A 12,475-nucleotide genomic window follows, 5' to 3' on the forward strand; every position below is an offset into this window, starting at 1 on the left:
GCCGCCTGCCCGACATCGGGTGCCGTCGGCGCCGCCTCACGAGGATCCGCAATGAACAGAATTCCGACCAACCGCGCCTTCCGCATCAAGGACACGGCGTCGATGACCACGCATCCGCGGGTCTTTGGACATCGCGGCGCGGTGGCCTCGGAGCACTACCTCGCCTCCATGGCCGGCATCGATGCCTTGAAGATGGGCGGCAACGCCATCGACGCGGCCGTGGCCGCGACCCTGGTGGAGGGCGTCGTCAACCAGCACATGCACTCGATCGGCGGCGAGGTCCCCATCCTCGTCTCCTCCCCGGAGCATCCCGCGGTGGTGTGCATCAACGGGAACATGGTGGCGCCCGCCGCGGCGACGCCGGAACGATTCAAGGAGCTCGGGTTCGAGAAGATTCCCCCCTCCGGCGTCTTCGCCGCGGGCGTGCCGGGCTGCATGGGCGCGCTGCTCGAGGCGATGAAGCGCTACGGCCGCCTCACCTTCGGCGACGTCGTGGGGCCGGCGCTCGATCTCGCGCGCAACGGCTTCGCCGCCCATGCCGGCCTGCTGCGCCAGCATGCCTTCGGGGTTTGCGACCTCGCCGACCTGTTCCGCGCCGAATGGCACGGTTCGGCCGCGCTCTACCTCAATCCGGATGGCAGCGAGCTCGACGAGGGCACGACCATCCGCAACCCGGCGCTGGCCGACATGTTCGAGTATCTCTCGCGCTCCGAGGCGGCGCGCGGCGGCACCCGCGTGGAAGGGCTGGAGGCGGCCTTCGACGCTTTCTACAAGGGCGACGTGGCGCGCGAGATCGCCGACTATGTGAAGGACCAAGGCGGCCTGCTGACGCGCGAAGACCTGGAGCGCTTCCAGGTGCGCATCGAGGTGCCGGTGTCGATCGAGTTCGGCGGCGCGGTCTTCCACAAATGCGGCCCCTGGAACCAGGGCCCCGCATTGCTCCAGACCCTCTCCATCCTCAAGAACTTCGACCTCGTGGCCATGGGCCACAACACCGCCGACTACGTCCACACCGTGGTCGAGGCCATCAAGCTCGCTTATGCCGATCGCGAGCAGTATTACGGCGATCCGGCCTTCGTCGACGTGCCCATGGACCGGCTGCTCAGCGACGATTACGGCCGCATGCGCTCCGCCCTTGTCGGCCCGCGCGCCGACATGGAGGTGCGCCCCGGCGACGCCTGGAACAATGTCGCCCTGCTTCCGGCCGAAGAGCGCATCGGCGGCGCCCTCTGGGGACCCGGCACGGTCCACGTGGACGCGATGGACAAGGACGGCTACACCGCCGCCTTCACCCCGAGCGGCGCCTATCTGAAGGCCTCCGAAGTGGTGCCGGCGCTGGGCTTTCCGCTGGGCGTCCGGCTCTCCAACTGCCGGCTCGACCCGCCGAACCATCCGAACATCGTCGCGCCCTTCAAGCGGCCGCGCACCACCATATCCCCGAGCCTCGCGATGAAGGACGGCAAGCCCTGGCTCGCTTTCGGCTCCATGGGCGGCGACCAGCAGGACCAGTGGCAGATCCAGTTCGTGCTCAACCGCGTCTTGTTCGACATGCCGCTTCAGGCGGCGATCGAGGCGCCGAAATTCTCCTCCGATCACTTTCCGGCGCTGTTCTACCCGCATGATTTCTTCCTCAACCGGCTGCGGATCGAGGAGAGCGTCGGCGCGGAAACCATCGCCGGTTTGGAGGATCGCGGGCACGATCTCGATGTCGCCCCGCCCTGGACCGAGGGTTTCCTGTGCGGCACCGAGCGCCACCTCGACACGGGCCTCATGGAGGCGGGGTCCGATCCGCGCGGCACGCGCGCCGAGGTCTTCCCGGCCTACGCGCTCGCTTATTGATGCAACGGATCCCGGCTGTGGGGACCAGTTCCCCGCGGCTGGCGGCGACCCGCTGAGCCGCACGACCAGAAAAGCTGAAGGGCTTTCGCCACGGCCTCTATTGCGTCGGCTGTCGCTGTTGCTGGTCGTTTCGATGGACCTGCGCTGGACCGCCGCACTCGCCATCTACGTGGGGGCCGGGAAGCTCCTGCCGCATCGTGCCATCCTGTCGAAGGCAGCGGGCGTGGTCGCCGTGGCGCCGGGGGCCGTCCGAGTTGCCGGCGCGGCGCTCTTCCTTTCCCAGGCGTTCTGGTGAGGGGAGCGGCTCGGGCGTCGTGGCGGGACATTTACTGGCAGGACACGCGCGCGCCTCAGCGCTCATTTTCGATTCTCCTCCCGGTCTCTTCTCCTATGCGCCCCGTCGGCTCAGCGCCGTCCGAGGCCATGCCGAGCAAACCGCAATCCAGCCTGTGCCCGGCCGCGTCATCTGCCATGATGGGTCTGAGGAATCTCAGGAATGACGGCAAGGCACGCCCCCGTGGCGGGGACCGGGAACGCGCCGCGGGAGGAGAAGAATGGGAACGGATCGCCTTCAGGAAATCGAGGCGTTCGTGCAGATCGCGAAAAGTGGAACGTTCTCTGCGGCCGGACGTGCCCTCGGGCTCAGTCCATCCGCCGTCTCGAAGCTGGTCGCCCGCCTGGAGAAGCGTTTCGGCGCCCGCCTCTTCAACCGCACCACCCATGCTGTGCGCTTGTCCCACGAGGGCGAGGCGCTGCTGCATCGCGCAACCCGCGTGATGGATGCCATGCGCGAGACGGACAGACTCATCGACACCTTCTCGGCGGCGCCCTCGGGCCAGATCCGGGTCTATTGCCTGCCCTCGTTCGCGCTGTCTCAGCTCGCGCCGATCATTCCCGAATTCCTGCTGCTGCACCCACAGGTGCGTCTCGACATCCAGCTCGGCGCCGAGAAGATCGACCTGGTGGAGGCCGACGTCGATGTGCTGCTGCGCCTCGGCTACGGGCACGACAGCACGCTCGTCTCCCGCAAGATCGCCGAGAGCGGCTGGACGGTCTGCGCGGCGCCGTCCTATCTCGCTGCGCGCGGCGTGCCTGCCGTGCCGGCGGACCTCGTGGGGCACAATTGCCTGAACTTCTCGGTCCGCACCCGCGCCATCGTCTGGACTTTCCAGTCGCAGGATGTCCCCGCCGGCATCACGGGCAACGCCACCGCCAACCAGGCGCCGATGCTGCGCGAGCTGGCGCTGCGCGGGGTCGGAATCATCCGCGTCGCGGACTTCGTCGTGGCGGACGACATCCGCTCCGGGGCGCTGGTGCATCTGCTGCCCGAATTCACGGTGAGCGCGCGCGAGCCTCTGTTTGCGCTCTATCAGCGCCAGCCCGAGCAGTCGCTGCGCATCCGTACGTTCGTGGACTTCCTCTGCCAGAAGTTTGCCCGCAATCCCTGGCACCTGCCGCCATCCTGACGTTTTGGCTGTGAAGCGAATTCACAACCGTTGTCCCTCCGCGCGGCTGGCCGGAAGATTCTCCCGCTGGAATAGTCGCAGCCGTCGGCAGGGTACGGAGGCCATTTGTGTCGCGCTATTTCTACTTCGTCTTCACCCGGGCAAAGCCGGGTCAGGACAAGGAATTCAATCACTGGTACTCGGAACGGCACATCTTCGACCTTGTGGCCATCCCCGGAATTGCTGCAGCGCAGCGATTTCGCCTTGTGGACTCGCTGTCGCGGGCGCCGATGGCGGACTATCTGGCGATCTACGAATTCTCGGACCTGGAGCTTGCCCTCGCCGGCATCGCCGAGCGGCGCGGCACGGACCGCATGCCCTCCACCGAGGCCATCGACCGCGAGGCCAGCCGCGGCGTCGTGTTCCGGCCGCTGTGGGCCGTGGCCGAGGACTGGCGGTTCGGCGCCGGGCAGCTGGATCTCGTGAAGTTCGACGGCCCGACGGCAGCGGCCCAGCTTGAGGCCGGCCTCGGCAGGCTCGCGGCCCACGAGCGGCAGTCGCGTCCCGGGCCGCCGGCGTTCGACCTGGCGCGCTTCTGCGCAGACCCGCCCCGCACGCCAGCCGACAACCTGTCCGGCGCTGGCGCCGTCCACCTGAGCGCCGGCATCCTGCCGATCACCGATCGCGTACCCGCCACCTGGCCTCAGGCCGCCGAGACGAGCCCGACGCCAGGAGGACCGACATCATGAGGACCGACATCGAATTCAATGCCGAAGGCGCTGTCCTGCGCGGCTGGCACTATGTGCCGGACACCGGCGCAGGTCCCTTCCCCACCATCGTCATGGCGCACGGATCGGCGGCGCTGAAGGAGCAGTATCTCGACCGCTACGCGGAGGTGTTCGCCGCGGCGGGCCTTGCGTCCATCGTCTACGACAACCGCAATTTCGGCGCGAGCGGCGGCGACGTCCGGCAGGAGATCGATCCGATCCTCCAGATGCGGGACTACCGCCACGCCGTCACCTTCGCCGAGACCCTGCCGAGCACCGACGCCCAGCGCATCGGCGCCTGGGGCACGAGCCTCAGCGGCGGCCACGTGCTGATGCTCGCGGCCCTCGACCGGCGGGTGAAGTGCGTGGTGGCGCAGGTGCCCACCATCAGCGGCGGTCAGGGCGCGCTGCGCCGCACCCGCGCCGATCAGATGGCGGCATCGCGGGCGCGCTTCGACGAGGACCGCCGGCGGCGCTTCCGCGGCGAGCCGCCGGCGACCATGCCGCTGGTGGCCGAAGACCCGCAGACGCCCTGCTTCAACGGCGGGGCCGATGCCTGGGCCTTCTTTCAGGAAAGCCTCAAGGTCGCCCCCAGCCGCCGGAACGAGGTGACGGTCCGCAGCGCCGAGATGCTGAGGGAATACGAGCCCGGCAGCTATATCGAGCGCATCAGCCCTACGCCGCTGCTGATGATCGTCGGCACCCGCGACGTGCTCACCGCCACGGACCTTGCGCTCTCGGCCTACAACCGGGCGCTTGAGCCCAAGAAGCTGGTCCTGTTCGAGGGCGGTCACTACGACCCCTACATCAACCAGTTCGCCCTTTCGAGCAGCGCCGCGCGCGACTGGTTCGTCGCCCATCTGTGCCAATGACGCGGCGCGAGAGACACCCATGACCATCCAGTCTATGGCCGCCGACGGCGCGCGCCGCTTCCTCATCGCCGCCGACACCGGCGGCACGTTCACGGACCTCGCCGTCTACGACACCGCCACCGGCGCGACGACCTTCGGCAAGACGTTGACGACCTATGGCGACCTGGTGGAAGGCGTGATCGCCGGCCTTGAGGATACCGGGGCCGAGCTGAGCCACGCGGCGCTCTTCAAGCACGGCACCACACACGTCATCAACGCCTTCATCCAGCGCCGCGGCGGCCGCACGGCCCTGATCGCCACCGCCGGCTTCCGCGACGTGCTGGAGATCGGCCGCGGCAACCGGCCGGAGACGTTCAACCTTCGGTACCGCCGCGGTGCTCCGCTCGTGCCGCGCAGCCTCCGCTTCGAAGTGACGGAGCGCATGGACGGCCAGGGACGCGTCGTCACCCCTCTGGACGTGGCGGAACTGGAGGCCCTGGCGCCGGCCCTGCGGCAGGCGGAGGTGGAATCCATCGCCATCTCCTTCCTCAATTCCTACGCCAATGCCGTCCACGAAGAGCAGGCGCGTGCGGTGCTGCGGGCGCTGCTGCCGGATGTCTACATCACCACCGGCACCGAGCTGTCGCGCGAGTGGATGGAGTATGAGCGCACCTCGACGGCGGTCGCCAACGCGTTCGTGGGCGCCCGGATGTCGGCCTATGTGGGCGGCTTCTCGGAGGCGCTGCGTGGCCGCCGGTTCGACGGGCGCTTCTACATGATGGGCTCCAACGGCGGCGTGATGACGCCCGAAGCGGCCATCGCCCAGCCGGTGACGCTGGTGGAATCCGGGCCGATCGGCGGCTGCATCGGTGCGGCGGCCTATGCCGCGGCGCTCGGCATCGACCGGATGATCGCCTTCGACATGGGCGGCACCACCGCCAAGTGCGCACTGGTGGAGCACGCCCGCTTCGACGTGGTGAACACCTATTGGGTGGGCGGATACGAGCGCGGCTTCCCGATCCGCACCCCGGTGCTCGACATCGTGGAAGTCGGCGCGGGCGGCGGCTCCATCGCCTGGATCGACGACAATTCCCGGATGCGCCTCGGCCCGCGCAGCGCCGGCTCCGATCCCGGCCCCATCGCCTTCGGGCGCGGCGGCAGCGAGCCGACCGTCACCGACGCGAACGTGGTGCTCGGCCGCATTGGCTCGGACAGCTTCATGAACGGGAAGCTGTCGCTCGACCGCCAGGGCGCGAGCACCGCCATAGACCGCCAGCTCGCCTTGCCGCTCGGCTATGCGGGGCCGGACCGGATCGACCAGGTGGCGCAGGGCATCCTGGACCTCGCCACGGTCGCCATGTCGGGCGCGATCAAGGAGATTACCATCGAGCGCGGGCGCGACATCCGCGACTACGAGCTCTTCGTCTTCGGCGGCGGCGGCCCCCTGTTCGGCTCGGATCTCGCCCGCAGCCTCGGCATCCGCACCGTCGTCGTGCCGCCGCATCCCGGCGCCTTCTCGTCCCTGGGCATGCTCATGGCCGAGGCGCGGCGCGATGCGGCGCGCACCTTCCTGCACCCCCTGTCGGAGCAGGCGGTCGGCGACGCGCTCGCCACGCTACAGGAGATGGCGGACGGCCTGCGGGTGGACATGGCGGACGAGTTCGACGTGTCGCGCATCTCGTATCTCTACGAGGCGGACATGAACTACCAGGGCCAGTCCCATACGGTGCGAATCCAGATTCCGCCGGAGCCCACCACCGAGAGCATCCAGGCCGCCTTCGAGGCGGTGTACCGGGCGCGCTACGGCCACCTCAACGACGACATGGGACTGGCCTTCGTCGTGCTGCGCGCCGGAGCGGTGGTGCCGACGCTGCGCCCGACGCTGGAGGCGATCGGCCGAACCCCCGTCGCCGGCGATGGCGCCCCGCGCACGCAGCGCTCGGTCTACTTCGCCAGCGTCGGCCAACGTCTGGAGACCAGGGTCTACCGCCGTTCGGACCTCGCGCCCGGCGCGACCGTCGAGGGGCCGGCGATCATCGAGGAATACAGCTCCACCACCGTGGTTGCCCCGAGGGACACGCTGACCGTGGGCGCGCTCGGGGAGTTGCGCATCACGTGCGCTCCCGCGGCCCGCAAAGGAGACGCGTCCCGTGGATGACATCTCGCATTCCCTCGCCTTCGCCCGTGCGAGCGATCCCATCGAGCTGCAGATCATCCGCCAGCGGCTGATCGCGATCCCGAACCTGATCGAGAAGAACATCGAGCGCACGGCCTTCAGCCTGCTGGTGCAGGAATACAAGGACTATGCGGTCGGCTTCGTCGACGCGTCGGGCAACCTCGTCACCCAGTCCCGCTACAGCCTGCCGGGTTTCGTCGCCAACGCGCTGGGCCTTGCGGTGCGGGCCGGGCTCGACGTGGTCGGCGCGGCGGAGATGCACGAGGGCGACGTCTTCATCATCAACGACGCGGCGACCCTCGGAAAGCATCTCAACGACGTCTGCGCCTTCACGCCGATCCGGGTCGACGGCCGCCTCCTGGGGTTCTTCGCGGTCCTGGTCCACTGGGTGGACGTGGGCGGCAACATGCCCGGCTCCTGCCTGTCGCCGACCACGACGGAGATCTACCAGGAAGGCATCCAGTTCCCGCTGCTGAAGCTGATCGACCGCGGGCGGAAGTGCCGCGAGATCTTCCGCCTGATCGAGAGCAACACGCGCTTCCCCGATCTCGTCATGGGCGACCTGGAGGCCCAGTTGGGCGGCTGCCGCATGGGCCACGACATGGTCCTGGAGGTGGTTGCCCAGCATGGCCTCGACGAGGTGACGGAAGCCATGGAGGTCATGCACGCGGACGCCGACCGCGACATGGCCCGTGCATTGCGCGACGTGCCGCGCGGCACCTACGCCGCATCCTCGTTCTTCGACGACGACGGCATCAATGTCGGCGTGCCCATCAAGGTGGACGTGAAGGTCGTGGTCGCGGACGAGGGGATCACGATCGACCTGTCGGGCCTCAACGGGCAGGTCTCCGGCCCGTTCAATTCGGGGCGGGAGGGCGGCGCAGTGGCGGTGGGCCGCATGGCGGCCAAGTTCCTGTTCTCGCCGCTCTCGCCCGTGAACGAAGGCGATTTCGGCCGGGTGCGCATCGAGGTCCCCGACGGGACCTTCCTGAGCGCCGGGCCGCACGCCGCCTATGGCAGTGCCGGCAACACCCACGCCAGCGTGGTCGACACCATCCTCGCCGCATTCGCCGGCGCGCTGCCCGACGACATTCCGGCCGGCCATCACGGCATCTACGGCACGCACACCGTCACCGGGATCAATGCCGAGACCGGCGCGCGCTTCCTGTGTCTCGACGCCATGTCGGGCGGCTGGGGCGCGTTCTCGGATGCGGACGGTCCCGGCCCCTACCGCTCCACCACGCACGGCGACGTGCGCGACGTGCCGGTGGAGATCCAGGAGGCGCTGTACCCGTACCGGATCGAGGCCAAGCGCCTGCGGCCGGATTCCGCCGGTCCGGGTCGCTTCCGCGGCGGCCTCGGGGTCGAGAAGGTCTACCGCTTCCTTCAGCCGCTCACGCTGATGAACAAGATGGATCGCACCGCGTGCCCGCCCTGGGGCCTTGCGGGCGGCGGCGCCGCCTTGCCGGCCGGCGGAGAGGTCCGCCGCGCCGATGGCGACGCCTTCGTCCTGCGCAAGGGGCGCATGCAGATGGAGCGCGGCGACGTGGTCGTCATCTGCAGCGGCGGCGGCGGTGGGCATGGCCCGGCGTTCGAGCGCGATCCCCGGCGGGTGCTGGAGGATGTCCGGCAAGGCTACGTCTCCGTCGAGGCGGCGGCCCGCGACTACGGCGTCGTCCTTGGCGCAGACGGCGCGCTCGACGCGCAGGCGACGAACGCCCGCCGCGCCGCGATGGCGGCCGGCGCTCGATGACGGGCCGCGCGGCGGCCGCGAAAAACCAGAAAACAGGAGGAAACCGATGAAGCTCACATGTCTCGCGGGCGCGGCACTGGCCGTCGCCGTGGCGCTATCGCCCGCTTGGGCCGCCGAGGGGCCGCCGATCAAGATCGTTGTCGGCTTCACCGCCGGCGGCGTTACCGACGTGCTGGCCCGCGTGGTGGCCGAAGACCTGCGCAAGCGCCTCAATGCGCCGGTGATCGTCGAGAACAAGCCGGGCGCGGCCGGCACCCGCGCCGCGGCCCAGGTGTCGAAGGCGGACCCCGACGGCACCACCCTGCTGATGATCCCCGGAACGCACACCATGGCGCCGGCGCTCCAGAAGGTCGACTACGACACCAAGAAGGACCTGACCTACATCAGCCTGATCGCCACTGCGCCCTCCATGCTGACGGTGAACAAGGACACGAAGTACACCGACGTGAAGTCGGTGGTGGACGATGCCAAGGCGCATCCGGGCGAGATTCCGTATGGCAGTTCGGGCGTCGGCTCCACCTCGCACTTCATGGGGATCCTGTTCGAGCGGGAAGCGGGCGTGAAGCTGAACCACGTCCCCTTCAAGAGCTCGGGAGAAAGCCTTCAGGCGGTGATCGGCGGCCATGTGCCGATGTCGTTCTCGGCCGTGAACCAGGCGCTCGGCGCGGTGAAGTCCGGTCAGGTGCGCGCGCTCGCGATCGGCTCGGAAAAGCGCTCCGCCCATCTGCCGGACGTGCCCACCTTCGCCGAGGTGGGCCTGCCGAAGGTGCTTTCCGAAACCTGGATCGGCCTGACCGGCCCGGCCAACATGTCGCCGGACCTGGTGAAGAAGATCAACGACGCCGTCATGGCGGGCATCGCGACGCCGGAAATGCAGAAGCGCTTCGCCGACCTGGGCGTGGACGTGATCGCGGCCGGCCCGGTGGAATTCACGAACATCGTTGCGCGCGAGGTCGACACCTATGAGGCCCTCGCCCGGGATCTCAATCTTAAGGCGCAGTGACGGCAGAGCCGGCGGGCTGCGGGAGCGCATTCGCTTCCGCAGCCGTCTTCACCGTCACGCCTTTTCCAGCCGCGCCGCGTGCCAATGGATATGGCTCGCCATGAAGGTCGAGATGAAGAAATAGGAATGGTCGTATCCCTCGCGCATATTGAGCGTGACGGGGATGCCCGCAGTCTGGCAGGCCGCGACCAGCAGTTCCGGCCGAAGGCCCGTCTTCAGGAACGGATCCGCCGCGCCCTGATCGACGAGGAACTCCGGAAAGCGCTTGCCGTCCTCGATCAGCGCCACGGCGTCGTAGGAGCGCCACGCCGCCTCGTCCTTGCCGAGATATTTCTCCAACGCCGGGCGTGACCAGTCCGCGGTCGACGGCTGGACGATCGGAGCGAAGGCCGAACAGCTCTTGAAGCGGTCGGGATGCTTCAGCGCAAAGGTCAGCGCGCCATGTCCGCCCATCGAGTGGCCGAAAATGCCCTGCCGGCTCATATCGGCAGGAAACTCGGCGGCGATGAGCGCGGTGAGTTCCTCGACGATGTAGGAATACATCCGGTAGTGCGGCGCGTAGGGGTCCTGCGTCGCGTCCAGATAGAAGCCGGCACCGGAGCCGAACTGCCAATTGTCCGGCTCGTCCGCGACATGGGCGCCGCGCGGGCTGGTATCGGGCGCCACGATGATGACGCCGCGCTCGGCCGCCGCCGCGCGGTACTCGCCCTTCTCCATGACATTGGCATGGGTGCAGGTGAGCCCCGACAGATACCAAAGCACCGGCACCGGCCCACGTGCGGCCTGAGGCGGCACGAAGACGGCGAAGGTCATGGTCGAGCCGGTCACCTGCGAAGAGTGCCGATAGACACCCTGGACACCGCCATGGGACTTCGCCGTCGAGACCGTCTGCATCGCCGTCGTTTCCATCAGTAGATCACGACCGAGCGGATCGACTTGCCTTCATGCATCAGGTCGAAGGCGGTATTGATCTCGTCGAGCGGCATGGTGTGGGTGATCAGGTCGTCGATGTTGATCTTGCCCTCCATGTACCAGTCGACGATCTTCGGCACGTCGGTGCGCCCACGCGCGCCGCCAAAGGCCGAGCCGCGCCAGTTGCGGCCGGTCACGAGCTGGAAGGGGCGGGTGGAGATCTCCGCCCCCGCCGGCGCCACACCGATGACGATCGAGGTTCCCCAGCCGCGATGGCAGGCTTCCAGAGCCTGACGCATGACAGTCACATTGCCGGTGCAGTCAAAGGTGAAGTCCGCGCCGCCATCCGTCAGGTCCTGAATGGCGGAGACCACCTTGTCCGAACCGATCTCCAGCGGGTTGATGAAGTCGGTCATGCCGAACTTCTTCGCCATCTCGACCTTCGCCGGGTTGATGTCCACGCCGATGATCTTGTCGGCGCCGACCATGCGGGCGCCCTGGATCACGTTGAGCCCAATACCGCCGAGGCCGAACACCACGACGTTCGCGCCGGGCCACACCTTGGCGGTGTAGACCACCGCGCCGATGCCGGTGGTGACGCCGCAGCCGATGTAGCAGATCTTGTCGAAGGGGGCGTCCTCGCGCACCTTGGCCAGCGCGATCTCCGGCAGCACGGTGAAGTTCGAGAAGGTCGAGCAGCCCATATAGTGGAAGATTTCCGTGCTTTTTCCACCAATGGCCTCGCAGGAGAAGCGCGAGGTCCGGTCCGGCATCAGGCCCTGGCCTTGCGTGGCGCGGATCGAGGTGCAGAGGTTCGAGCGCTGCGACAGGCAGGTCTTGCAGCTCCGGCATTCCGGCGTGTAGAGCGGAATGACGTGATCCCCGACCTTGAGCGAGGTCACGCCGGCGCCGACCTCGCGCACGATGCCCGCGCCCTCATGGCCGAGAATGGCGGGGAACTTTCCCTCGCTGTCGAGGCCATCGAGCGTGTAGGCGTCGGTGTGGCACACGCCGGTCGCCATGATCTCGACCAGCACCTCGCCGGGCTTCGGCCCGCCGATCTCGATGGTTTCGATGGTCAGCGGCTTCTTGGCCTCCCAGGCCACGGCGGCGCGCGATTTCATGAGTCTTCCCCTTTGTCTGGCTTGGTGTACGGCTATTTCAGATAGGTGCGCAGAATCTGCATGATGTCGTTGAGGTCATCCGGCATCGGGGCAGCCCCTGCCTTTGCCGCCAGGGGACCGATCGTGTCGCGCAGATGACTGTCGAGCACTTCGGCCATCAGCCCACCCGCCGCTCCGCGCAGCGCGGCGATCTGCTGGAGCAGCAGCCGGCATTCCACCCCCGCCTCGATCGCGCGTTCCAGCGCCTCGGCCTGGCCCTTGATGCGGCGCAGGCGCGCCAGGGCGCGCTTCTTGTCATCCGGCGAATGCGGCATAGAGGCACCGATGCGTGCGAACTGGAGGCTCCACGAGTCAGGGAATTATACTGATGGGAGTATGTGCGCAATCCCTGCTCGCCTCCGCTGATGGAGGCTGCTGCGCGTGGCCTGCCCCGCCGAAAGCGGGCTGAAAGGGCAGGGGATCGACCGTCCGGCTGTCATCCCGGCATGATTGTGAAGCGGTGGACGTGGGGTCGATCGCAGCCGTGGCAGCGCCATTGGCGCGCTTGGGAGGCGCGCCAACATCGCGAACAAAACCAGAGTCAGCGAGTCTGGTGCCAACCTCGG

11 protein-coding genes are annotated in these 12,475 nt (G+C 68.2%); 8 read left to right on the forward strand and 3 right to left on the reverse strand.

Annotated elements, in window-relative coordinates:
• The first annotated feature begins 51 nt into the window (after nucleotides 1-51).
• The 8 genes from D9R14_RS18215 (at nucleotide 52) to D9R14_RS18250 (ending at nucleotide 9,834) form a co-directional block, all read left to right on the forward strand.
• Complete coding sequence (locus tag D9R14_RS18215) at nucleotides 52-1,839, forward strand: gamma-glutamyltransferase family protein (protein ID WP_121624774.1); 1,788 nt, start codon at nucleotides 52-54, stop codon at nucleotides 1,837-1,839.
• A gap of 118 nt (nucleotides 1,840-1,957) precedes the next feature.
• Nucleotides 1,958-2,134, forward strand: coding sequence for a hypothetical protein (locus D9R14_RS23185; protein WP_170168672.1), 177 nt, complete (start codon nucleotides 1,958-1,960; stop codon nucleotides 2,132-2,134).
• 259 nt (nucleotides 2,135-2,393) lie between these two features.
• Complete coding sequence (locus D9R14_RS18225; RefSeq protein WP_121624776.1) at nucleotides 2,394-3,305, forward strand: LysR family transcriptional regulator; 912 nt, start codon at nucleotides 2,394-2,396, stop codon at nucleotides 3,303-3,305.
• A gap of 107 nt (nucleotides 3,306-3,412) precedes the next feature.
• Nucleotides 3,413-4,033: a DUF4286 family protein gene (locus D9R14_RS18230; RefSeq protein WP_121624777.1), complete on the forward strand. Its 621-nt coding sequence runs from the start codon at nucleotides 3,413-3,415 to the stop codon at nucleotides 4,031-4,033.
• On the forward strand, nucleotides 4,030-4,923 hold the full coding sequence (locus D9R14_RS18235) for an alpha/beta hydrolase (protein WP_210210872.1): 894 nt from the start codon (nucleotides 4,030-4,032) through the stop codon (nucleotides 4,921-4,923). The genes D9R14_RS18230 and D9R14_RS18235 overlap by 4 nt, the downstream gene beginning before the upstream one ends.
• Before the next feature lie 19 nt (nucleotides 4,924-4,942).
• Complete coding sequence (locus D9R14_RS18240) at nucleotides 4,943-7,060, forward strand: hydantoinase/oxoprolinase family protein (RefSeq protein ID WP_210210873.1); 2,118 nt, start codon at nucleotides 4,943-4,945, stop codon at nucleotides 7,058-7,060.
• Nucleotides 7,053-8,831 carry a hydantoinase B/oxoprolinase family protein gene (locus D9R14_RS18245; RefSeq protein ID WP_121624779.1) on the forward strand — a complete coding sequence of 593 codons (1,779 nt, stop codon included), beginning with the start codon at nucleotides 7,053-7,055 and terminating at the stop codon, nucleotides 8,829-8,831. Before D9R14_RS18240 ends, D9R14_RS18245 begins: the two co-directional genes overlap by 8 nt.
• Nucleotides 8,832-8,877: 46 nt before the next feature.
• Nucleotides 8,878-9,834 (forward strand): Bug family tripartite tricarboxylate transporter substrate binding protein, encoded by a 957-nt coding sequence (locus tag D9R14_RS18250; RefSeq protein WP_170168673.1) that lies wholly within the window; start codon nucleotides 8,878-8,880, stop codon nucleotides 9,832-9,834.
• A gap of 54 nt (nucleotides 9,835-9,888) precedes the next feature.
• Here the strand turns inward: D9R14_RS18250 and fghA are convergent, their stop codons facing one another.
• From fghA to D9R14_RS18265, 3 genes are read right to left on the reverse strand one after another with little or no spacing between them, the layout of a single operon-like run.
• Entirely contained in the window at nucleotides 9,889-10,728 is an 840-nt protein-coding gene (gene fghA, locus D9R14_RS18255; protein ID WP_121624781.1) for an S-formylglutathione hydrolase, read from the reverse strand.
• 14 nt (nucleotides 10,729-10,742) lie between these two features.
• Nucleotides 10,743-11,870, reverse strand: coding sequence for an S-(hydroxymethyl)glutathione dehydrogenase/class III alcohol dehydrogenase (locus D9R14_RS18260; RefSeq protein WP_121624782.1), 1,128 nt, complete (start codon nucleotides 11,868-11,870; stop codon nucleotides 10,743-10,745).
• Nucleotides 11,871-11,902: 32 nt separating this feature from the next.
• On the reverse strand, nucleotides 11,903-12,184 hold the full coding sequence (locus D9R14_RS18265) for a metal/formaldehyde-sensitive transcriptional repressor (RefSeq protein ID WP_121624783.1): 282 nt from the start codon (nucleotides 12,182-12,184) through the stop codon (nucleotides 11,903-11,905).
• Nucleotides 12,185-12,475: the final 291 nt, after the last annotated feature.

Origin of the sequence: Xanthobacter tagetidis, assembly GCF_003667445.1 — a bacterium.
GTDB lineage: Bacteria > Pseudomonadota > Alphaproteobacteria > Rhizobiales > Xanthobacteraceae > Xanthobacter > Xanthobacter tagetidis.

What these genes read in the sequence shown, in the direction of transcription:
- D9R14_RS18215 (WP_121624774.1), top strand. Translation starts at nt 52, where the DNA reads ATGAACAGAATTCCGACCAACCGCGCCTTCCGCATCAAGGACACGGCG.
- D9R14_RS18225 (WP_121624776.1), top strand. Translation starts at nt 2,394, where the DNA reads ATGGGAACGGATCGCCTTCAGGAAATCGAGGCGTTCGTGCAGATCGCG.
- D9R14_RS18235 (WP_210210872.1), top strand. Translation starts at nt 4,030, where the DNA reads ATGAGGACCGACATCGAATTCAATGCCGAAGGCGCTGTCCTGCGCGGC.
- D9R14_RS18240 (WP_210210873.1), top strand. Translation starts at nt 4,943, where the DNA reads ATGACCATCCAGTCTATGGCCGCCGACGGCGCGCGCCGCTTCCTCATC.
- D9R14_RS18250 (WP_170168673.1), top strand. Translation starts at nt 8,878, where the DNA reads ATGAAGCTCACATGTCTCGCGGGCGCGGCACTGGCCGTCGCCGTGGCG.
- fghA (WP_121624781.1), bottom strand. Translation starts at nt 10,728, where the DNA reads ATGCAGACGGTCTCGACGGCGAAGTCCCATGGCGGTGTCCAGGGTGTC.
- D9R14_RS18260 (WP_121624782.1), bottom strand. Translation starts at nt 11,870, where the DNA reads ATGAAATCGCGCGCCGCCGTGGCCTGGGAGGCCAAGAAGCCGCTGACC.
- D9R14_RS18265 (WP_121624783.1), bottom strand. Translation starts at nt 12,184, where the DNA reads ATGCCGCATTCGCCGGATGACAAGAAGCGCGCCCTGGCGCGCCTGCGC.